The sequence below is a fragment of the Streptomyces camelliae genome, from assembly GCF_027625935.1.
In the GTDB taxonomy this organism is placed as follows: Bacteria; Actinomycetota; Actinomycetes; order Streptomycetales; family Streptomycetaceae; genus Streptomyces; species Streptomyces camelliae.
Genome location: NZ_CP115300.1, coordinates 7,354,374 through 7,375,670, shown reverse-complemented (window position 1 = coordinate 7,375,670; position 21,297 = coordinate 7,354,374). Strand labels below are relative to the sequence as shown.

General features: G+C 72.1%; 20 protein-coding genes. 8 read left to right on the top strand and 12 right to left on the bottom strand.

Annotated features, from left to right (window positions below; translation table 11 throughout):
* Window positions 1-46 precede the first annotated feature (46 nt).
* Together O1G22_RS33790 and O1G22_RS33785 are read right to left on the bottom strand one after the other, a co-directional pair.
* Window positions 47-2,620, bottom strand: a complete 2,574-nt coding sequence (locus O1G22_RS33790; protein ID WP_270084777.1) for a YfhO family protein — start codon at window positions 2,618-2,620, stop codon at window positions 47-49.
* Window positions 2,621-2,795: 175 nt separating this feature from the next.
* Window positions 2,796-3,389 (bottom strand): ABATE domain-containing protein, encoded by a 594-nt coding sequence (locus O1G22_RS33785; protein ID WP_270084776.1) that lies wholly within the window; start codon window positions 3,387-3,389, stop codon window positions 2,796-2,798.
* Between the two features lie 97 nt (window positions 3,390-3,486).
* Here O1G22_RS33785 and O1G22_RS33780 point away from each other — a divergent pair, with 97 nt between their 5' ends.
* The 3 genes from O1G22_RS33780 (at window position 3,487) to O1G22_RS33770 (ending at window position 5,913) form a co-directional block, all read left to right on the top strand.
* The gene (locus O1G22_RS33780) at window positions 3,487-4,719 is read left to right on the top strand and encodes a cysteine desulfurase (RefSeq protein WP_270084775.1); all 1,233 of its coding nucleotides are present in this window, start codon (window positions 3,487-3,489) and stop codon (window positions 4,717-4,719) included.
* Between the two features lie 44 nt (window positions 4,720-4,763).
* Window positions 4,764-5,210: a carboxymuconolactone decarboxylase family protein gene (locus tag O1G22_RS33775; RefSeq protein ID WP_270084774.1), complete on the top strand. Its 447-nt coding sequence runs from the start codon at window positions 4,764-4,766 to the stop codon at window positions 5,208-5,210.
* 250 nt (window positions 5,211-5,460) lie between these two features.
* Entirely contained in the window at window positions 5,461-5,913 is a 453-nt protein-coding gene (locus O1G22_RS33770) for a DUF6314 family protein (protein WP_270084773.1), read from the top strand.
* On the opposite strand, the gene O1G22_RS33765 is transcribed toward O1G22_RS33770, so the two are convergent.
* On the bottom strand, window positions 5,895-6,488 hold the full coding sequence (locus O1G22_RS33765; RefSeq protein ID WP_270084772.1) for a histidine phosphatase family protein: 594 nt from the start codon (window positions 6,486-6,488) through the stop codon (window positions 5,895-5,897). The genes O1G22_RS33770 and O1G22_RS33765 overlap by 19 nt on opposite strands.
* Window positions 6,489-6,576: 88 nt before the next feature.
* Window positions 6,577-7,014 (bottom strand): GNAT family N-acetyltransferase, encoded by a 438-nt coding sequence (locus O1G22_RS33760; protein ID WP_270084771.1) that lies wholly within the window; start codon window positions 7,012-7,014, stop codon window positions 6,577-6,579.
* Between the two features lie 48 nt (window positions 7,015-7,062).
* On the opposite strand from O1G22_RS33760, the gene O1G22_RS33755 reads away from it, so the two are divergent.
* Entirely contained in the window at window positions 7,063-7,677 is a 615-nt protein-coding gene (locus O1G22_RS33755) for a DUF6461 domain-containing protein (protein WP_270084770.1), read from the top strand.
* On the opposite strand, the gene O1G22_RS33750 is transcribed toward O1G22_RS33755, so the two are convergent.
* Window positions 7,674-9,107, bottom strand: a complete 1,434-nt coding sequence (locus O1G22_RS33750) for an aminotransferase-like domain-containing protein (RefSeq protein ID WP_270084769.1) — start codon at window positions 9,105-9,107, stop codon at window positions 7,674-7,676. The two genes, O1G22_RS33755 and O1G22_RS33750, sit on opposite strands and share 4 nt — an antisense overlap.
* On the opposite strand from O1G22_RS33750, the gene O1G22_RS33745 reads away from it, so the two are divergent.
* Together O1G22_RS33745 and O1G22_RS33740 are read left to right on the top strand one after the other, a co-directional pair.
* Window positions 9,106-10,017, top strand: a complete 912-nt coding sequence (locus O1G22_RS33745; RefSeq protein ID WP_270084768.1) for a DMT family transporter — start codon at window positions 9,106-9,108, stop codon at window positions 10,015-10,017. The two genes, O1G22_RS33750 and O1G22_RS33745, sit on opposite strands and share 2 nt — an antisense overlap.
* Window positions 10,018-10,037: 20 nt before the next feature.
* A complete protein-coding gene (locus tag O1G22_RS33740) occupies window positions 10,038-10,235 on the top strand; it encodes a DUF1918 domain-containing protein (protein ID WP_270084767.1) in 198 nt (65 codons plus the stop codon).
* 1 nt (window position 10,236) lies between these two features.
* Here the strand turns inward: O1G22_RS33740 and O1G22_RS33735 are convergent, their stop codons facing one another.
* Window positions 10,237-11,472 (bottom strand): glycoside hydrolase family 10-like protein, encoded by a 1,236-nt coding sequence (locus tag O1G22_RS33735; RefSeq protein WP_270084766.1) that lies wholly within the window; start codon window positions 11,470-11,472, stop codon window positions 10,237-10,239.
* A gap of 169 nt (window positions 11,473-11,641) precedes the next feature.
* On the opposite strand from O1G22_RS33735, the gene O1G22_RS33730 reads away from it, so the two are divergent.
* Together O1G22_RS33730 and O1G22_RS33725 are read left to right on the top strand one after the other, a co-directional pair.
* Window positions 11,642-12,517, top strand: a complete 876-nt coding sequence (locus O1G22_RS33730) for a 3-hydroxybutyryl-CoA dehydrogenase (protein WP_225098241.1) — start codon at window positions 11,642-11,644, stop codon at window positions 12,515-12,517.
* A 191-nt stretch (window positions 12,518-12,708) separates the two neighbouring features.
* Window positions 12,709-12,966 carry a hypothetical protein gene (locus tag O1G22_RS33725; protein WP_270084765.1) on the top strand — a complete coding sequence of 86 codons (258 nt, stop codon included), beginning with the start codon at window positions 12,709-12,711 and terminating at the stop codon, window positions 12,964-12,966.
* Here the strand turns inward: O1G22_RS33725 and O1G22_RS33720 are convergent.
* The 6 genes from O1G22_RS33720 to O1G22_RS33695 form a co-directional block, all read right to left on the bottom strand.
* Entirely contained in the window at window positions 12,963-13,499 is a 537-nt protein-coding gene (locus O1G22_RS33720) for an NUDIX hydrolase (protein WP_270084764.1), read from the bottom strand. The genes O1G22_RS33725 and O1G22_RS33720 overlap by 4 nt on opposite strands.
* Window positions 13,500-13,575: 76 nt before the next feature.
* The gene (locus O1G22_RS33715; RefSeq protein WP_270084763.1) at window positions 13,576-14,916 is read right to left on the bottom strand and encodes an NsdA family TPR-like regulatory protein; all 1,341 of its coding nucleotides are present in this window, start codon (window positions 14,914-14,916) and stop codon (window positions 13,576-13,578) included.
* 101 nt (window positions 14,917-15,017) lie between these two features.
* Window positions 15,018-16,073: a PP2C family protein-serine/threonine phosphatase gene (locus tag O1G22_RS33710; protein ID WP_270084762.1), complete on the bottom strand. Its 1,056-nt coding sequence runs from the start codon at window positions 16,071-16,073 to the stop codon at window positions 15,018-15,020.
* A gap of 284 nt (window positions 16,074-16,357) precedes the next feature.
* Window positions 16,358-18,880, bottom strand: a complete 2,523-nt coding sequence (gene pheT / locus O1G22_RS33705; RefSeq protein WP_270084761.1) for a phenylalanine--tRNA ligase subunit beta — start codon at window positions 18,878-18,880, stop codon at window positions 16,358-16,360.
* Complete coding sequence (gene pheS / locus O1G22_RS33700) at window positions 18,880-20,001, bottom strand: phenylalanine--tRNA ligase subunit alpha (protein ID WP_225098247.1); 1,122 nt, start codon at window positions 19,999-20,001, stop codon at window positions 18,880-18,882. The genes pheT and pheS overlap by 1 nt, the downstream gene beginning before the upstream one ends.
* A gap of 125 nt (window positions 20,002-20,126) precedes the next feature.
* Window positions 20,127-21,269 carry a sensor histidine kinase gene (locus tag O1G22_RS33695; protein WP_270084760.1) on the bottom strand — a complete coding sequence of 381 codons (1,143 nt, stop codon included), beginning with the start codon at window positions 21,267-21,269 and terminating at the stop codon, window positions 20,127-20,129.
* Window positions 21,270-21,297: the final 28 nt, after the last annotated feature.

Below are 21,297 nucleotides of genomic sequence, written 5' to 3'. Positions count from 1 at the left end.
CCCGGTCGCGCCGAGCGGAAATGACTTCAAGGAGTTTCAAGGAATTTCAGGGAATGAGGTCTTTCGTACGTTCCCCTTCGGTCGCCGTCACCAGGAAATCCGGGCGAGGTGCGCGCCGGCGGCGGACGGCGGGAATGGCGGTGAGCAGGACGAAGGCAATCAGTGAGACCGCCCCGACAGCCGTGCCCAGCCGCAGGCCGGGTGGGCGGAAGGTGCAGGTGAGGCTGGTCGACGTACCGTCCAGGGGGACGGCGACGAGCCCGTGGTGGTTCAGCGCGGGCCGGGCCGGGCCGTCGCCCGTGGCGCACCGCCAGCCGGCGATCCGGGGCGCGGCGAGCACCGCGATCCCCTTGCTGTGGGCGGGGAGCACGGCCCGTACCGTGCCGTCGGAGACGGTCACGTCGGTGGCTCCCGTGGCCGTCAGCCGGGCGGCGGCCGTACTCAGCCGGGCGGTGTCGAGGCAGCCGACAGCACCGGCGGAGATGCTGCTGGGGCGGTTCGGGGTCAGCTGGATGCGGACCTGTCCGGAGGCGGGGGTGCGGCCGAGCGGTGCCATGGGGGCGCGGTTGCGCGGGTACGACGAATCGAACCGGGCGGCGGCCCCGGAGAACCGCGCGGTGCCCGAGAAGTACGGTGCCCACAGATGCACCTGGGTCCCGGCCGGGCAGCGGGCCGTGACCGTCGGCCGGGTCCGGGCGTTGCCGGTGCCGACCTGGCCGTCCGCGACCGGCCTGCCGGTGTCGTCGTACACGGTGACGCGGGGCACGGTGTAGACGCGGGTGCCGAGCAGCAGTTCCTGGTTGCGGTACGGCGACGGCCCGAAGGGCGCCGGGTCGGACGCGGGCCGTACGGTCACCAGGGGCGGCACGGCCCGCCGGGTGACGGTCGACGGGCCGTCGTCCGCCGGCCGGTGGGTCCGGTGCGGGTCCGGCGGGTTGTGGACCCGGGCGCCGACGGAGAACACGACGTCGGTGACGGCGTTGTCCAGGCTCTGCAGACTGCGCCCGCCCGAGGTCCAGCCGCCGCCGAGTGCGGTGAGGGTGCGGTAGAGGACGTCCGAGGTGAAGCTGCTGTAGTACTGGGCACCCTGACCGCCCACCAGCAGTGGGTCGTTGGCGACGGTCTGCTCGCGGCCGGGGTCGGTACGGTACCGGGGCCAGCCGTCGGCACCGGCGATCGCCGCCGCCTGCCGGTCCTGCCGCTGCCCCCAGGGCGCGTAGTCGTCCAGCAGCTCCAGCCGGAGCTTCGTGGTGTCCGCGGAGGTGACGGCCGCCTCCCCCGCCTGCGCGCCCAGCAGGATGACGACGGCCAGGCCGGCGAGCCGGGTGCGCGGCCCGGCGCGGTACAGCAGGGCGAGTCCGCCCAGGGTGCCTGCGACGGCGAGCAACAGCACCGGCCAGGTCGCCGGGCGGACCAGCGTGCTGCGGCTGGCGACGGCGGTGATCAGGGCGAGCAGCGCGGTCGCGGCGCCGAGGGCGCGCCAGTCGGGCGGGCCGTACGCCAGGGCGTGCCAGGCGGCGATGACCAGCAGCCCGCACAGCACGAAGGTCTGCCGGTAGGAGCTGCCCTGCGGGACGGCGAAGGCGTGCCAGGCCAGGCTGGTGGGCGCCCACTGGAGCGACAGGGTGACCGCGAGCACCAGGGCCGTCCAGCCCGCGCGGACCCGGCCGGGGACCGCGCGGTGGAAGGGCAGCGCGAGGGCGAGGACGAGGGCGGTGATGCCGACGTAGAGGCCTGGGGTGCCGAAGCCGTACGTCGTCGGCAGCAGCCGGGCGAGCAGATCGTCGGCCGGCGCCCGCGTGAACTGCCGGAAGTGGCCGGGAGAGGCGTGCTTGGTCCCCAGGTAGATGACGATGGCGAGCGGGGCGGCCAGGCCCATGCCGAGGACGGCGGTGAGGACGGCACGGCCGGCCGTGGCGAGGGCCTCGCGGCGGGAGGGGCGGGCGAGCAGCAGGCGCAGCAGCAGGACCAGGCCGGCGCCGAGGGTGGCCATGTAGGCGGTGTAGAAGTTGGCGATCCAGGCGAGGGCGACGAGGAGCACACCGGCCGCCCGGCGGCGCCGCCCGAGGGTCCACTCGCCGACCAGGCACAGCAGCGGCAGGGCGATCAGGCCGTCGAGCCACATCAGGTTGTAGTCGGCGTCCGCCAGGGTCCAGCCGCACAGCGCGTACGACGCCCCGAGCAGACCCGCCGCCCACCAGCGGCCGGGGCGCAGCGTCAGCAGGAGCCAGGCCATGGCGGCCGCGGCGCAGGCGATCTTCAGGACCGTGATGACGTAGACCGCGAGGTCGATCTCGTCCCGGGGGAAGAGGGCGACGAGGAGCGCGAACGGGCTGCCGACATACATGCCGAGGTCGGGCAGGAAGCTGGCGCCGTACCCGGACTGCCAGTTGACGAGGAGGCCGCCGTCGGTGTGGCCGTGCAGCAGGTCCCAGAGGTGGGCGTGGTAGGGCACGTACTGGTTGCCCAGGTCGTTGACGGTGCGGGTGCGGGGGCCGAAGGGAAAGCTGCGGGCGAGGACGCCGGCGGCGCAGTACACCGTGGCCGCGACGGCCGCGGCGAGCAGGGCGGCGGCGCGTGCGGGCTTACGGCACCCGTCGGGCGAGGCGGTGCGGTCCATCGAGCGGAAGTCCTCAGCGAATTCTTCGAGATCTCGGAAATTTCGCCGACTTAGACAGGGCGGCTTTATGAATGGTTGTGCCCTCGCCGGAAAAAGGCGCCACCGGATCGGACATGGCGAAGATACGGTGAATTCTGGGGGCCTTGGGGAAACGGCGGATTTCAGCCGGGTGAGATCAGGGTGAATGGCCCTTTCGGGCGGCGTAGGCCCGGGCCGCCCGGACCCGGTTGCCGCACTGGGTGGTGCACCAGCGGCGGGCGCCGTGGGAGCGCAGGAACCAGCGGGCGCAGCCCTGGGCGGCGCACTCGGTGAGCTGACCGGCGTCGGCGCCGGTGAGCAGGTCGGTGGCGTCCTCGGCGAGCTGGGAGAGCGCGGCGGCGGCCGGGTTGCCGGTGTCGGGGACGTCGGCGCGGCGGGGGCCGTCGGCGGTCCAGGCGAGCCGGGGGGTGGCGGGGGCGGCTGCGAGGGCGGCGTTCAGGGTGTCGAGGGCGTCGGCGGCGGGAGGTGTCCCGGCGGCGCGGGCCTCGAACAGGCCGCGCAGCGCCTCGCGGAGACTGCGCAGCCGGCCGGACTGCCTGCCGTTGAGATCGACCCGGTCGGGCAGCAGCTCGTGCCGGACGAGCCACAGATGGGCGGCCTCGGTGTCGTCGAGCAGGTCGACCCGGCCGTGGCTGACGGTGAACCGGGTGTTGACGAGCGCCAGCGCGACGTAGCGGTCCTCGCCGGGGACCGGGAGCTGATGCAGGTAGACGGGGGCCTCATGATCCATGTTCTCATGGTAATCCTTGCGATTCTCCGTGAGGAGGGCTTAGCGTGCCTCACGGAGAACTTCCGAAAATGCCGTGAGACATGAGAGGTGGACCGCCGTGGCCTTCGACGTGGACGCGCTGCGCAAGGACTTCCCGATCCTGGAGCGGACCCTGGACGGTGGCGTGCCGCTCGTCTACCTGGACTCCGGTGCCACCACGCAGAAACCTCTCCAGGTCCTGGACGCCGAGCGGGATTTCTACCTGACCCGCAACGCGGCCGTGCACCGCGGGGCGCACCAGCTCGCGGGCGAGGCCACGGAAGGCTACGAGCAGGCGCGGGCCACGGTGGCCCGGTTCATCGGGGCCGCCGCCGACGAGGTGGTCTTCACCCGGAACACCACCGAGGGCATCAACCTCGTCGCCTACGCGCTGGGCAACGCCGGCCGGCTCGGTCCGGGCGACCGGATCGTGGTGACGGAGATGGAGCACCACGCGAACCTCGTCCCCTGGCAGCAGCTGGCCGAGCGGACCGGGGCGCGGCTGGACTGGTTCGGCCTCACCGACGAGGGCCGGCTCGATCTGTCCCGGGCCGACGAGCTGCTGGACGAGCGCACCAAGGTGCTCGCCCTCACCCACCAGTCCAACGTCCTCGGCACGCTCAACCCGGTGCGCGAACTGGCCGACCGCGCCCATGCGTTCGGCACCCTGGTGGTCGTGGACGGAGCCCAGTCGGTGCCGCACCGCCCGGTCGACGTCACGGACCTGGGCGCGGACTTCCTCGCCTTCTCCGGGCACAAGATGCTCGGCCCGAACGGCGTCGGTGTGCTGTGGGGCCGGGCGGAGCTGCTCGCGGGTCTGCCGCCGTTCCTCACCGGCGGCTCGATGATCGAGATCGTGGAGATGGACCACAGCACCTTCCTGCCCCCGCCCCAGCGCTTCGAGGCGGGCGTGCCGGTGACCTCCCAGGCGGTGGGTCTGGCGGCGGCGGTGGAGTACCTGGAGCGCCTGGGCATGGCGGAGGTGGCGGCGTACGAGGACACGCTCACCGCCCGCGCCCTGGCCCTGCTCGCCGAGGTCCCGGGCGTCCGGATCGTCGGCCCGTCCGGCCTCGCCGACCGGGGCTCGGCCGTCTCGTTCACGGTCGACGGCATCCACCCGCACGACGTCGGCCAGGTGCTGGACGACCGGGGCGTGGCCGTCCGCGTCGGCCACCACTGTGCCCGCCCGATCGTGCGGCGCTACGGCATCCCGGCGACGACCCGGGCGAGCTTCTACGTCTACAACACCCTGGCCGAGGTGGACGCCCTGGTGGAGGGTGTGCGGGCGGCTCAGCGGTACTTCGGGGTCTGATCACGCTTGCGTTGGAGTGTGCTCCAACTCCTACGGTTCCGGTCATGAACAACGGACAGAGCACCACCCGTGAAGAGCGCTTCGCCCACGGCCTGGAGGTCCTGCAGAAGGTCGACGGTGAGGCCGGGCAGCGGGTCGTCGACTCGCTCGCGGACATCAGCCCCGAGCTGGGCCACCAGATCGTCGCCTGGGCCTTCGGGGAGATCTACGACCGGCCCGGACTCGCCCCGCGCGACCGGCAGCTGGTCACCCTGGGCATGCTCACCGCGCTCGGCGGCTGCGAGGCCCAGCTGGACGTGCATGTGAACGCGGCCCTGAACGTGGGCCTCACGGCGGAGCAGATCACGGAGGCGCTGCTGCACTCCGCCGTGTACTGCGGCATACCGAAGGCGCTGAACGCCACCTTCGCCGCGAAGAAGGTCTTCGCCGAGCGTGGGCTACTGCCCCTCGGACAGCAGCCCACCCAGGAGACGCCGGCTACGTCTGCTTGATCACCTCTGCTTGATCCTCAGGAAGGTGACCGGGGACGCCGGGAAGACCGGTCGTGGCGAGCAGAACGGCGCTCGCTCCCAGACCGAGTCTCCAGCGGGCGGTGCGTGACATGGATACTCCGCGGCTCTGAGGTGTCCGGACAACAGATTGTTCGAAATATCAGACACTGGTCAGCACTTCGAACGCACGGTAAGAGGAGGGATGCGAGCACGTCAATGGGGCGAACGCGGCGACCCGTAAGCTCGACCCATGGATGTGCAGCCGCGGTACTGGCCCGTCGGCGATGTGCTGGCGTACCTGGCCGGGCGCTGGCGCGTCGAGCGGAGCGTGCGGGATCGGGCGAGCGGGGACGAAGGGCACTTCACGGGAGTGACCGTCTTCAGCGCGCTGGACGACGGCGGCCTGCTGCACGAGGAGTCCGGGGACTTCACCTGGCAGGGCGTGACCCGGCCCGCGACACGAACGCTGCGATTCCTGCCCGGGTCCGTGCCGGGCACGGCTGACGTGCGGTTCGCCGACGGGCGGCCCTTCCACGAGCTGGACCTGAGCACGGGGTGGTACGTCGCCGGCCATCCGTGCGCGGCCGACTTCTACCGCGGCGTGTTCACCGTGCGGGACGCCGACCACTGGCGCACCGTGTGGGGGGTCGGCGGCCCGGCGAAGGATCTGCTGCTGACCACCGACTATGTGCGCGAGGGCTGAGCGGGGACGCCGTCGAAGCGGAGGTTCCAGCGGCCCGCGCGGCCGGTGACGGTGGTCGTGGACAGCGGGCGCACGTCGATGTTCCAGTAGCTCGCGGGCGGCGCCTTCAGTGCGTAGACCAGGGCCGCGCGGACCACGGCGGGCTCGGCGACGGCGACGATCCGGCCGCCGTCCCCGACCGGCCGGGTGTCCAGCCAGCCGCCCACCCGGGAGATGAAGGCCAGCAGGGACTCGCCACCGTGCGGAGTGCCGCACGGATCGGCGAGCCAGGCGTCCACCGCGTCCGGCTCACGGGCCATCGCCTCACCCAGGGTCAGCCCGCGCCAGCGGCCCATGTCGCAGTCGCGCAGGGCGAGCTGGACCAGCGGGGCGTACCCCAGGGCGTCGCCGGTGGCCCGGCTGCGCGGGGTCGGCGAGCAGTAGCGCAGCTCGGCGGCGGCCAGCGGCAGCAGCTCACCGGCCGCACGCTGCACCTCGTCCCAGCCGCCCTGGTCCAGCGGCCGGTCGTCCTCGAACCGCTCCGCGAGCAGCGGGGTGCTGCGCGCGGCGGCGACGAACGTCACCCTCAGTGGCATGCGGTGATGGTGGGCCGAGGGAGAGCGCAGGTCAAGGGGTGTTACCTGCGAGTTACGGCGGATATGTGGGCGCTCACCCGAAAGTTCTTCACGTGAAGAGGTGGATCATCCACTGCTCGGGACGCTCCAGCGGCTGGAAGCCGGCCTTCTCGTACACCCCGTGCGCGTCGTGGGTGGCGAGCAGCATGCGGCGCAGGCCGTACGGCTTGAGGTGGTCGCGGATGCGGCCGACGAACGCCGTGCCGACGCCCTTGCCGCGCACCGACGGGTCGACGTACACATCGGCGAGCCACGCGAACAGCGCCTCGTCGGTGACCACGCGCGCGTACGCCACCTGCGCCCCCGAGGCCCGGTCGTACACCCCGAAGTTCAGCGAGGACGCCATCGCCCGCTCATGCTTCTCGCGCGGCCGGCCGATCGCCCAGTAGGCGTCGGTCGACAGCCAGGTGTGGACGCGGTCGACGTCGACGCGGGCGGTGTCGGCGGAGAACTCGTAGCCGTCGGGGAGTTCGGGCGTATCGCTCATCGGCCGATGATCGCAGAAGTGTCCGTGCCACCTGACATCCTTTTTCCCATGAACGGGATCACGACCGCCGCCGACTACGGCTGGCTCAAGGAGCGGTACCAGGGCCTCCTGGAGGCCTACTGCCTCACACTGGTGGAGAACATCACGCCCGATCAGCTGCTGCGGGAGCTTCGGGCGGAACCCGAGGGGCGGGTGACCGGGGTGGCGGAGCTGGCCGAGCCGTCGTACGACGCCTGGGACGAGTACGAGGACGAGAAACTGCTCGTCGGCGTCGCGGCCGTCGGCGACTGGACGCTGATGGTCGAGTACAACGGGTACGTCGGCAACCGCTCGGAACTGATGGATCCCGTCTGCCGGGGCCGTACGGTGGTCTCCCACTTCCGGAACGTCAACGCGGTGGACAGTTTCTCCTGGTCGCAGGACGGCGTGACACGTCTCGGCTTCGAGCCGCTGTTCCCCGCTCAGCGCCATGGCAGCGACCCTGACGCCTGCCTCACCGAGATGCGGGAGGCCGGCTTCGACCTGCGTTCCGACGACGAGCGGGACTTCGCCGGGCACACCGAGGCCGCCTTCGCGCTCGCCGAGCGGATCACCGGGGTGCGGCTGACCCCGGAGCTGTTCGAGGAGCTGGAGATCACCTGCGGCCTGGTGACCCTTCCCTAGAGCACCTCCTCGCACGCCGCCCGCAGCCGCCGTACGCCCTCCGCGATCTCCCCGGTCCCGGCGACCGCCGCGAAGCTCAACCGCAGGTGGGCCGCGGGGGGTTCGGCGCTGAAGTAGGGGCGGCCGGGGGTGATGGCGACACCCGCGCGCAGGGCGGCGGCGGTGAGGGCCGCCTCGTCGGCGCCGTCGGGCAGGCGCAGCCAGAGGTGGTAGCCGCCGGACGGGACGTGGGGCAGGGCGAGTTCGGGCAGGTGCCGGGCGAGACCGGCCGTCATGGCGTCGCGCCGCTCCCTCAACTCGGCCGAGAGCGCCCGCAGATGGCGGGGCCAGGCCGGGGAGCCGACCAGTTCCAGGGCCGCCTCCTGCAGCGGCCGGGGCACAAAGAAGCTGTCCACGACCTGGATGGCGCGCAGCCGTTCCAGCACCGGGCCGTGCGCGGCCAGGGCGCTCACCCGGAAGCTGGGCGAGGTCGCCTTGGTCAGCGAGCCGACGTGCACGACGACGCCGTCGAGGTCGTCGGCGGCCAGCGGGCGGGGCAGGGGGCCGGCGTCGGCGTGCACGAGGCGCCGGACGAAGTCGTCCTCGACGACGAACGCGCCGGCCTCGCGGGCGATGCGCAGCACCTCGGCCCGCCGGTCCGGGGCGAGGACGGCGCCGGTCGGGTTCTGGAAGAGGGGCTGGCAGACGAACACCCGGGCGCCGCTGGCCCGGAAGGCGTCGGCGAGCAGGCCGGGCCGTACGCCGTCGGGGTCCACGGGCACCGGCACCGGGCGCAGCCCGGCCGCGCGGGCGAGGGCCAGCATGCCGGGGTAGGTCGGTGACTCCACGAGCACGGGGGCGCCGGGCGGGGCGAGCGCGCGCAGGGCGGTGGCCAGGGCGGACTGCCCGCCGGCCGCGATCAGCACCTCGGCCGCCGTGACGGCACCGCCGATCCCCCGCGCGAACCACTCGCGCAGCTCGGGCAGCCCCTCCAGCGGCGGCCTGCCCCAGGCGCCGGGCCGCCGTCCGGCCCGGGCCAGGGCGGCCGCCATGGCCCGCTCGGGCTGGAGGGAGGGATGCAGATAGCCGCCGCTGAACTCCAGCACCCCGGGCGGCGGGGTGGCCAGCGAGACCGTGACCCCGGAGGCGTCCACCGTGCGCGGTACGAGCTCGGCGGCGCCGTCGGCGCTCAGTGCGACCTCCTGCCAGGAGGTGTCCCCGGCCGGCGGCTCCGTGGCCCGCGGCCGGGCGCGGAAGGCACCGGCGCCGGGCCGGGTGACCACCAGCCCCTCGGCGGCCAGCTGGGCCAGCGCCCGCGAGACGGTCACCGGGCTCACCCGGAACCGCTCGACCAGGGCCCGGCTCGACGGGAGCTTTCCACCGGGAGAGTAGCGGTCCAGATCCCGTCGGAGCCATTCCGCCAGCTCACTCACACTGCTACGCTCATGCATGAAGACACAGAGTAGCGCTACTGTCCCGAGCTCGATAGCGGTCACCGTCCCGCGCGAGCGGCATGGCCTCGGTACGGCCCTCGCCTTCCTCGGCGTCGCCTCCTTCTCTCTGACCTTCCCGGCCACCGCCTGGGGGCTGGAGGGATTCGGCCCGTGGTCGCTGGTGGCCGCGCGCTGCGTCCTCGCGGCACTGGTCGCGGGCGGCTGTCTGCTCGCTCTGAAGGTCCCGCTGCCGGATCGACGGCATCTGCCGGGGCTCGCGGTCGTGGCGGCCGGCGTGGTGCTGGGCTTCCCGATGCTGACCACGCTCGCCCTGCAGACCTCCACCACCGCGCACGCCGCCGTCGTGGTGGGGCTGCTGCCGCTGACCACCGCGGTGCTGTCGGCCGTGCGCATGGGCAGCCGCCCCTCGCGCCGGTTCTGGCTGGCCGCGCTCGCGGGGGCCGCGGCCGTGGTCGCCTTCACCCTCACCCAGAGCGGCGGCGCGCTGACGGCCGCCGACGGCTACCTTTTCGCGGCCCTGCTGGTGTGCGCCGCCGGATACACCGAGGGCGGCCGGCTGGCCCGGGTGATGCCGGGCTGGCAGGTCATCGGCTGGGCGCTGGTGCTGTGCACGCCGCTGACCGTCCCGGCCGCCGCGGTGGCGCTGTCCTACGAGCCCGTCCAGCTCACCTGGCACGGGATCGCCGGTCTGCTGTGGGTGGCGCTGGGCTCGCAGTTCCTCGGCCTGGTCGTCTGGTACCGGGGGATGGCGGCCATCGGCATCCCGCGGGCCAGCCAGTTGCAGTTGGCTCAGCCGCTGCTCACACTGGTGTGGTCGGCGCTGCTGCTGGGCGAGCACTTCACGGCGGCCGCTCCCCTGACTGCCGTCGCCGTCCTCGTGTGCATCGCCGTCACACAGCGGTCGTGATCGTGAGGAGGGCCTGCGAGATGCGCGCATCCAAGGGCGACCACCTGATTCAGCACGGCAGGGTGGTCGGTCAGCACGACCAGGAATCAGAAGTGGTCGAAGTACTCGGTCCCGAGGGCAACCCGCCCTACCGCGTCCAGTTCCAGGACGGACACCAGGCGATCCTGTCCCCCGGACCCGACTGCCAGGTCAAGCACAAGGAAGAACCACAGCGCTAGCTCACCGCGGTGGCTTCGCCGGTCGCTCGTAGTGATCGGCGACCACGCGTGCCATCGCACCGATCGGATCGGCCGCCACGTCCTTGGCCGCGAAGAAGACGTGCCCGCGCACCTGCGGGTACCGCGCGGCGAGCGTGAGGTGCCGGGACAGCTCGACGGGGTCCTGCCAGGCTGGCGGCTGCCCGGCGGCCCCCGCCTTGTACAGGGCCTCACCGATGTACAGGTGCGTCCCGGTGCCCTGCGCGACCGAGGCCCACCAGTCGGCCAGCTTCGCGTAGTCGGCGGCGGCGAAGCCGATGTTCCAGTAGATCTGCGGGACGACGTAGTCGATCCAGTGCTCGCGGACCCAGCGCCGGGTGTCGGCGTACAGGTCGTCGTAGGTCTGCGCGCCCGCCTGGGTGTCCGAGCCGCGCGGGTCGGTCGAGGCGTTGCGCCACACCCCGAAGGGGCTGATCCCGAACCGGGTGCCGGGCCGGGTCCGCCTGATGCCGTCGGCCATCTCCTCGACGAGCCTGTTGATGTTGTCCCGCCGCCAGTCGGCCCGGCTGCCGAAGGCGCCGCCGTAGCGGTCGTAGGCGTCATCGTCGTCGAAGGTCTGCCCGGCGACCGGGTAGGGGTAGAAGTAGTCGTCGAAGTGGACGGCGTCGACCGGGTACCGCGCGACCGCGTCGAGCATGGCCCGCTGGACGAAGGCGCGGACCTCGGGCAGGCCGGGGTTGTAGTAGAGCCTGCCGCCGTACGGCACCACCCAGTCGGGGTGCTTGCGGGCCGGGTGCGAGGGGGCCAGCCGGCCGGGGTCGGTGTGGTTCGCGATCCGGTACGGGTTGAACCAGGCGTGCAGCTCCAGGCCCCGGGCGTGGGCCTCGCGCACGGCGGTGCCCAGCGGGTCCCAGCCCGGGTCCTTGCCCTGGGTGCCGGTGAGGTACTCGGACCAGGGCTCGTACGGGGACGGCCACAGGGCGTCGGCGGTGGGCCGGACCTGGAACATCACCGTGTTCAGCCGGTCCCGGACCGCCTTGTCGAGATGGACGATCAGCTCCGCGCGCTGGTCGGCGGCCGGCAGGCCGGGCTGTGACGGCCAGTCCCGGTTGGCGACCGTGGCGACCCACACACCGCGCATCTCGGCCCTCGGCCGGTGATCGGGCCCCTCGGTACGCGGTACGGCCCTCGCGCCGGGCGCCGTGACCAGGGACGACAGCACCGCCAGCGTGAAGGCCCGCCGTGCCAAGTGCCCCATCCGTACACCCCCATACGCTGCGGATCCGCTCCGTCACGGATCGTTCCGCGCTCCAGGATGCCCCTACCCACGCGATCGATCATCGATACTTGGCGGTAACGTGCACGATCGGAGCAGGCGCCGAAACCCGGAGGTCCTGCGAGTGCCGTAGATCAGCGAAGGGGTCGATGTGACGGGCATCCCAGCGGGAGACATTGCGCGCGTCGGAGTCGTGGGCTGCGGCCAGATGGGCGCGGGCATCGCCGAGGTGTGCGCCCGCGCCGGACTGGACGTGAAGGTCGCCGAGACCACCGGCGAGGCCCTGGAGATCGGCCGCACCCGGCTGTACAACTCCCTGGCCAAGGCCGCCCAGCGCGGCAAGATCACCGAGGAGGAGCGGGACGCCACGCAGGCGCGGCTCAGCTTCACCACGGACCTCGGCGAGTTCGCCGACCGCGACCTGGTGATCGAGGCCGTGGTGGAGAGCGAGCCGGTGAAGACGGAGATCTTCCAGGTGCTCGACCAGGTGGTGACCCGCCCGGACGCGATCCTCGCCTCCAACACCTCCTCGATCCCGCTGGTGAAGCTGGCGGTCGCCACCTCCCGCCCGGACCATGTCGTCGGCATCCACTTCTTCAACCCGGCCCCGGTGCAGCAGCTGGTCGAGCTGATCCCGGCGCTGACCACCTCCGAGGGCACCCTCAGCCGCGCCCAGCTCTTCGCCGAGAAGGTGCTCGGCAAGCACGCCATCCGTGCCCAGGACCGCTCCGGCTTCGTGGTCAACGCACTGCTCGTGCCCTACCTGCTCTCCGCGATCCGGATGTTCGAGTCGGGCATCGCCAGCCGCGAGGACATCGACAACGGCATGGAGATGGGCTGCGCCCACCCGATGGGCCCGCTGAAGCTGTCCGACCTGATCGGCCTGGACACCATCGTCTCCATCGCGAACAGCATGTACGCCGAGTACAAGGAGCCCCTGTACGCCGCTCCCCCGCTGCTCCAGCGCATGGTCGAGGCGGGCCGGCTGGGCCGGAAGACCGGGTCGGGCTTCTACACCTACGGCTGATTACTCCCTGCGACGCCTGGGCCCGGCACCGGAACTCGGTGCCGGGCCCATCTGTTTCACTCCCCGTGTGCGCGCCGGGCTCGCATATGCCCGTCGCACACGCTCCCCGTGCGCCCACCAGGCGAGTTGACTCTTCATGCCCATGCAACGGATGTGGAGGACCACATTCGGCCACAGAGAGGAATGAAACCGTGACCACCGATTCCGATCATTCCGTGGTCCAGGAAGAACTCGCAGAGTTACGTCGCCGCCTCGACGTCGCGTACGCCCGGGTCGAGGGAGGTCTGGCACTGCTCAGTCACCGCACCAAGGAGACCGCCAAGGAAGTGGACGAGCTGAACTCCCGGATGATCTCCCTGGAACACGCGCGCTGGCCACTGCCCTCGCTCGCCGCCCTCACGGCCCTCGGAGCCCTCGTCGTGACGGTCTGGCAGGCACTGGCCCGCTAGCCTTCGGCGAGCCTGAGGTGGTGCAACAGCAGTAACGCGGCCGCCATGTTGGCGGCCGGGACCTCCCCACGGGCGATCAGATCCGGCACGAGTTTGAGCGGTACCCATTCCCGCCGGTCCGACTCGAAGTCGTCCACGGGATGTCCGACGTACTCGCCCCGGTCGGACCAGTAGATGTGGTGCCGGGCGTCGGAGAGGCCGTTGGACGGCTCCACGGTCATGAGGTGGTGCAGGGGCCCCGGCCGCCAGCCGGTCTCCTCCTCCAGTTCCCGGGCGGCCGCCACGGCGATGTCCTCGCCGTCCTCGACGACACCCGCGGGCAGTTCCCAGCCCCAGCTGTCGGTGATGAAGCGGTGCCGCCACAGCAGCAGCACCTCGCCCGCCTCGTTGACGACCGTGGCCACGGCCACCGGCCGCAGCCGGATCAGGAAGTGGTCCAGATGCCGGCCGTCCGGCAGCTCGACATCAGCGAGATTGACGCTGAACCAGCGATTTGCGTACACAGTTTGTTCGTTCTGCTTCGTCCACTGCACGGTTCTGCCACCTTCCGCCGAGTAAGTGGCAATATCGCAGCAGGGACGGAGTACCCACAGAGGGCCTGCACCGGGCCTACAGCGGTACGCGCAGTGCCCCGTCGATGAGTTCCGCGGCCTCGGCGGTACCGGCCGAGCCGCAACTCACCAGGTGCTCGCGTACCGCGCGGAGTCTGTCGCGCAGCCGCTGGGACTCCATTCCGCGGGCCTGCTCGGCCATCTGCACGGCGGTCGCCACCGCCTTGTCGGCCTGTCCCTGGCGCAGTTCGATCGTGCAGAGCATGGCGAGCCGGTGCACCCGCCCCCGGTCGTGGGCGGGGTTGTCGACGGCGGCCGCCGCGTGCTCCCGGGCGGCGGCGATCTCACCGAGGCTGAGCAGCGCCTCGGCCACCTGCACATTGACCAGGCCCGGCTGCACATAGCCGGTCTCGTCGGGCTCGTACCCGCGCCGGATCCGCTCGGCGGCCGTCTCCGCGCGCCGGATGCACGCCAGCGCGCTGCCGGCGTCGCCGAGATGGGCGTACGCCTTGGCCTGCATCGCGTACAGGTCCGAGGCGAGCGCCGGCGTGATGTGCCGGCCGGCGGCCCGCAGCGCGGCCTCCGCGAAGGCGACGGCCTGCCGGTACTCCCGCATGAACAGCGACTGGTTGACCAGCAGCGCTATCACATAGGCGCCGAGTCCCCGGTCCCCACTGGCCTTTGCGAGCCTGAGCGCCTGGTGGAAGTAGCGCTGCGCGAGTCCGTGCGCGTCGGAGTCATAGGCGCAGATACCGGCGACGGCGACCAACCCGCCCGTCGCCCGGTGCAGTTGGCGCCCGGTCGCGTCGGTGTAGCTGCCCCGCAGCAGCGGCGCCGCCTCGGCGTTGAGGAAGCCGACGATCCGGGTGCGGGTCGCGATACCGCCGGCCTTGCGGTACATCTGCTCGTAGTGCGCCCGCGCGGCGCGCAGCATCTCGATGTCGGCCGTGGTCACCCGGTGCCGGCCACCGCGTGACACGTCCACGTCCTCGGGCGGGTTCTCCCACTCCCACACCGGCATGACCGCCGGGGTCCCGGTGACCGCGGGGGCGCCCAGCACATGCGGCCGCTGCTGTTCGTCCGAGCGCCACAGGGCGGTGGCCCGCTCCACGAAGCCCGACAGCGACCCGGCGTGCGCGGTGCTCGGCTCGCCGGGCACGCCGAGACCGATGTCGTCGAGCGTGACAGGACGATGGAGGCGGCTGGCGAGCACCTCACAGATCAGGTCGGGCACCTGACCTCGTGGCCGCTGGCCTTTCAACCACCGTGCCACGGCGGTGTGTTCGTACCGGAGGGCGAGACCGCGTCTCCGGCCGGCCTGGTTGACATGGGCGGCGAGACCGGCGTGCGAGATGCCCGCCTCGTCCAGGATCGCGTCGAGCAGAGTGTTGGGCTGCATGGAATGCCCCCCGAGTGGCCTGGTGCGGTCAGCGTAGTGGCTCCGCCTTCACACGGGGTGTGAACGGAACACCTGCATCCGCGCTGTGCACGCGGTGTCGCTCAGCGTGTTCTGCCGGTTGACTGGGGTCCCGGCCAAGCTTCCGGCTCCCCCTCGAAAAGCGGCGGCTTGGCCGGGGTGAGCAGCTTGCCCCTCGCTCGTTCGTTCCGCAGGACCAGCAGTGCCACGTCGTCCGTCGGACTGCCCGCCGTGTGGTGCAGGAGAGCCGAGAACAGGGCGCGCAGGAGCGACTGCGGCGACACCGGCTGATCGCCCACGGCCTCCCTGAGTGCCGTCGGCAGGGAGAAGAAGCGGCCCTTGGCGTCCCTGGCCTCCTCGGCGCCGTCCGTGAAAAGGACGAGGGAGTCGCCGGGGAAGAGCCGGCCACAGGCGTGGGCTTCCAGTTCGGTCGGCAAGGGGAAGGGGCCCAGCGGCGGGAGCGGGTCGACGCGGCTGAGCGGCTCCACACGCGTGCCGCTGATCCGGTACGGCCAGGGATGACCGCAGTTGAAGGCGTGCAGCTCGCCGTCCGGGCCGACCTCCAGGAGCAGGACGGTGACGAACTCCTCCGCGACCGGATGTTCGGTGCGGGCCCGCTCGCTCAGGTGGCGGGCGAGGGCGCGGTCCAGCCGGCGGAGCACACGGCCGAGTTCGGGCTCGTCGTGAGCCGCCTCGCGGAAGCTGCCGAGGACGGCGGCGACGGTGCCGAGGGCGGACAGACCGTGCCCTCGTACGTCGCCCATGACCACGCGCACCCCGTGCTCGGTGGCGATCGCCTCGTACAGGTCCCCGCCGACGCAGGCGCCCCGGTCCGCGGACAGCTGGGCGGCGGCGACGTGCAGCCCGCCGAGACGCGGCGGCAGCGGACGCAGTACGACGCTCTGCGCGGCCCGCGCCACCCGGCGGGCCTGCCGCAGCTCACGCAGCAGGGCGCGCCGGACATGGAATATGAGCCCGGTGCCGACGGCGAAGAAGACGGCGCTGGTGACGATGCGCGCCCCGAGCCCGGCCTGCTGGGCCAGCGGACAGCCGAACTTGTACCCGACCGCGACGCCGCCCCAGACCATGGGTAGTACGGCGCCCCGCGCGGTGGGTGCCCGTGCCTTGATACGGATCATGCCTCTGGTCCCCCATGGAGTCCCTGACCGAGCAGACGGACCGACCCCGAAAGGCCGGTCCGATTCTGTCGAGGGCATGGTCCGGGAGGACCGGATCGGCTCCGATTCCCACTCAAATGAGTGAGCCGACCCGAGCCGACTCGCATTTATGCAGCTGGCAGAGGGGTCGGCGCCCCCGAAGGGGCGCGGGGCTGTGCTCAATGTGCGGCCCGCCGCGTGGGCGCGAGCGACCATGACGAACCCGCAGCCGCCGAACGAGCACAGCTCCCCGCCCCGTAGGCGAACTAGCCCCGCAGAACCGCACCCGTACGCTCGCCCGCGAGGGCAACCGCGGCATCCCGGGCAGCAGACGCCTCATCCACGGTCAACGTACGGTCCCCGGCCCGGAAGCGGAGCGCGTACGCCAGCGACTTCCGGCCTTCGCCCAACTGCTCCGCGTTCTCGTACACATCGAACAGCCGGATGGACTCAAGCAGCTCACCCGCACCCTCCCGCAGCGCCGCCTCGACCTCCGCGGCCGGGACGGGCAGGTCGACCACGAGGGCGACATCCTGCGTGGCGACCGGGAACGTGGAGATGCCCGGCGCCTGCGGAACACCGTCGCCGACGGCCTCCAGCGCGTCCAGGTCGAGTTCCATCGCGCAGGTGCGCTCCGGCAGCCCCAGGGCCTTCAGCACGCGCGGGTGCAGCTCGCCCGCGTGGCCCACGACCCGCTCCGCACCGTCGGCGACGATGAGCAGCTCGGCACAGCGGCCGGGGTGCCACGGGCCGTACTGGCCCTTGCGCACGATCAGCTCGGCACCAGCCTCACGGGCGACGGCACGCGCCGCCTCCACCGTGTCGGCCCAGTCCGCCGGACGGCCCTTGCCCCACCAGCCGGCCTGCTCGCGGGCCCCGCTCAGCACCGCGGCCACGTGCCGCGGCTGCTCGGGCAGCACAGCGCCCAGCGCGGCGATCTCCTCGTCGGTCGGACGCCGGTCGACGGGCAGGTGCGTGGCGACGCCCTGCTCCCCGCGCGGGTGGAAGACCAGGCCCGTCTCGAACAGCGCCAGGTCATGGCTGCCCCGGCCGGCGTTGCGCCGCAGCGCGCCGAGCAGGCCCGGCAGCAGCGTCGTACGGAGCGCGGGCTCCTCGTCGCTCAGCGGGTTGACGAGCTTGACGACGCGGCGGGCCGGGTCGTCGGCCTCCAGGCCGAGCTGGTCGAAGACCTGCTCGCCGACGAACGGGTAGTTCGGGGCCTCGACGTAACCCGCGCCGGCCAGGACCCGGCCGACCCGGCGGTGCAGGCGCTGACGGTGGGTCAGGCCGCGGCCCGAGGGGAGCTTGGGCAGCGTGGAGGGCAGGTTCTCGTAGCCCTCCAGACGGATGACCTCCTCGGCGAGGTCGTTCGGGTCGACCAGGTCGGGCCGCCAGGACGGGACGGTGACGATCAGCTCGTCCTGCCCGTAGACGTCGCAGCCGACCTGCTGGAGACGGCGTACGACGGTCTCGCGGCCGTAGTCGACGCCCGCGACCTTGTCCGGGTGGTTCGCCGGGATGCTGATGGTGTGCGGGGCCGAGGGCGCGATGATCTCGGTGACGCCGGCCTCCGCCGTACCGCCGGCGAGGAGGACCAGCAGGTCCACCGTGCGCTGGGCGGCGGCCGCGGCGGCCTGCGGGTCGACGCCGCGCTCGAAGCGGCGGGACGCCTCGGACAGCAGCTTCTGGCGACGGGACGTACGGGCGATCGCGACGGCGTCGAAGTGCGCCGCCTCGATGACCACGTCGGTGGTGCCGTTCACGCCGTTCTCGGTGACCTCGTGGTCGGCGATCTCGGTGTTGGCACCGCCCATGACGCCCGCGAGGCCGATGGGGCCGCGGTCGTCGGTGATGACCAGGTCCTCGGCGTGCAGCTTCCGCTCGACACCGTCGAGGGTGACGATCTTCTCGCCCTCCTGGGCCCGGCGCACGCCGATGGTGCCCTGGACCAGGGACCGGTCGTAGGTGTGCAGTGGCTGGCCCAGCTCCATCATCACGTAGTTCGCGACGTCGACGGCGAGGGAGACCGGGCGCATGCCGACCTTCTGCAGCCGGCGCTGGAGCCAGATCGGGGAGCGGGCCTCGGGGCGCAGGCCGGTGACCGTGCGCGCGGTGAAGCGGTCGCAGCCGAACGGGTCGGTGACCTGGACCGGGTAGCCGTAGGCGTTCGGCGCCGGTACGTCGATCAGGGCCGGGTCGCGCAGCGGCAGGCCGTAGGCGATGGCGGCCTCGCGGGCGACGCCGCGGATGGACAGGCAGTCGCCGCGGTTGGCGGTGACGGCGATGTCCAGGACCTCGTCGACCAGCTCCAGCAGCTCGATGGCGTCCTTGCCGACCTCGGACTCCGGCGGCAGCACGATGATGCCGTGGGTGCCGTCGTCGCCCATGCCCAGCTCGTCGGCGGAGCAGATCATGCCGTGGGACGTCTTGCCGTAGGTCTGGCGGGCGGCGATGGAGAAGCCGCCGGGGAGGGTGGCGCCGGGGAGGACCACGACGACCTTGTCACCGACCTGGAAGTTGCGGGCGCCGCAGACGATCTCCTGGGGCTCGCCGGTGCCGTTGGCCTGGCCGACGTCGACGGTGCAGAAGCGGATCGGCTTCTTGAAGCCCTCCAGCTCCTCGATGGTCAGCACCTGGCCGACGACCAGCGGGCCCTTGAGGTCGGCGCCGAGCTGCTCGACGGTCTCGACCTCCAGGCCGGCCGAGACGAGCTTCTCCTGGACGTCGCGGCCGGTTTCCGTCGCCGGCAGGTCGACGTACTCCCGCAGCCAAGAAAGCGGGACCCGCATCAGATCTCCATCCCGAACGGCCGGGTGAACCGGACGTCACCCTCGACCATGTCTCGCATGTCTTCGACGTTGTGGCGGAACATCAGCATCCGCTCGATGCCGAACCCGAAGGCGAAGCCGCTGTACTTCTCCGGGTCGACGCCGCAGGCGGTGAGCACCCGCGGGTTGACCATGCCGCAGCCGCCGAGCTCGATCCAGCCCTCGCTGGAGCAGGTGCGGCAGGGCCGGTCGGGGTTGCCGACGGACTCGCCCTTGCAGACGTAGCAGAGCATGTCCATCTCGGCGCTCGGCTCGGTGAAGGGGAAGAAGTTCGGCCGCAGCCGGGTCTTCATGCCCTCGCCGAACAGCGACTGGACCATGTGGTCCAGGGTGCCCTTGAGGTCCGCCATGGTCAGGCCCTCGTCCACGGCGAGCAGCTCGACCTGGTGGAAGACGGGCGTGTGCGTGGCGTCCAGCTCGTCGGTGCGGTACACGCGGCCGGGGCAGATCACGTAGACCGGCAGCTCGCGGTCGAGCAGCGAGCGGATCTGGACCGGCGAGGTGTGGGTGCGCAGCACGACACCGGACTCCGTGCCGCCGTCAGGGCCCTGCACGAAGAAGGTGTCCTGCTCGCCGCGGGCCGGGTGGTCCGGGCCGATGTTCAGGGCGTCGAAGTTGAACCACTCGGCCTCGACCTGCGGGCCCTCGGCGACCTCGTAGCCCATGGCCACGAAGATGTCCTCGATGCGCTCCGAGAGCGTGGTCAGCGGGTGCCGGGCGCCGGCCGGGACGCGGTCGTACGGCAGCGTGACGTCGACCGACTCCTCGACCAGGACGCGGGCGTCGCGCTCGGCCTCCAGCTCGGTCTGGCGGCCGGCGAGGGCCTTGTTCACGGCGCCACGGGCCATGCCGACGCGCTTGCCGGCCTCGGCCTTGGCGTGCGGGGGCAGGGCGCCGATCTCGCGGTTGGCGAGGGCCAGCGGGGAGGCCGGGCCGGTGTGGGCGACCTTGGCCTCGTGGAGCGCGTCGAGGGAGTCCGCGGCGGCGAAGGCGGCGAGCGCCTCGTCCCGCATGCGCTCGATCTCTTCCGGTTTCAACGTCTCGACCTCGACAGGGTCGTACGACTTATTGGGTGCCGACATCTCTTCCCGTGCTTCCGATTGGCTGGCGGATGGTCCCCGAGACCGTTGGTGGGCCGTGTGAAGGACACAAAGGTGCCAAAGGCCGAGTCTAACGGGGTGGAGGTGTACGAAGAGCCCGCGGGCCGCTAGGCGAGATACGCCGGGGCCGCCACGGGCAACGTAAATCGGAACTCGGCGCCGCCGACGGGGGCGCGGCCGACCGTGATGGTGCCGCCGTGGGCTTCGACGATGCCCTTGACGATGTACAGCCCGAGGCCCGTGCCACCGCGCTTGCTGCCCCGCCAGAAGCGGGTGAAGACGCGGTTCATGGATTCCTCCGGGATGCCGGGACCCTCGTCGCTCACCGTGACCGACGTGCCGGTGTCCTCGCCGTCGCGCGGGGATGCGCAGGGCGTGACGTCTATCGTGACGGTTCCCTCGCCGTGCCGCACGGCATTTTCGATGAGGTTGCTCAGCACCTGGTCGACCTTGTCGGGGTCGGCCCACAGGGCGGGCAGCGGCTGTTCGATGCGCAGCAGGAAGCGGTCGGCGGGCTGGCCCGCGGCGACGTAGGCCTGGATGTGCCGGGAGACGGCGGCCCCGATGTCGACGGGCTGGCGGCGCACCTCCAGGCGTCCGCTGTCGATCCGGGAGATGTCGAGCAGCTCGGCGATGAGCCGGGTGACCCGGTCGGCGTCGGCGTCGACGGTCTCCAGCATCAGCCGTTTCTGGTCGTCGGTGAAGCGCTCCCACTTGGCGAGCAGCGTGGCCGTGAAGCCCTTCACGGAGGTCAGCGGGGAGCGCAGCTCGTGGGCGACGGTGGCGATCAGCTCGGCGTGGCTGCGCTCGGTGCGGCGGCGGGCCTCGGTGTCGCGCAGGGAGACGACGACACGCTGGACTGGCCCGAGAGGTTCGGCGCGGACGTAGCGGGCGGAGACGAGCACCTCCCGCCCGCCGGGCAGCAGCAGATTCCGCTCGGGCTGCCGCACCCGGATGGCGAGCCCGCCGTAGGGATCGGTGAGCTGCCACCACCGGCGCCCCTCCAGATCCTCCAAGGGCAGCGCCTTCTCCAGCGGCTGCCCGAGGGCGTCGGCAGGGGGTACGGCGGTGATACGGCCGGCGGCGGCGTTGAAGCGGACGACCCGCCCGTGCTCATCGGCGACGACGAGGCCGTCGGGCAGCTCGTCGGGATCGAGGCCCGCACAGTCGCCGTGCCGGGGCGTGGGGGTGCGCCGCGCGTCCCGCCCCTCCGGTCCCCCCGGCGCGGTCCTCGTGCCGCCCACACTCATCCCCGTACCCCACCTCTCCGACGGCGCA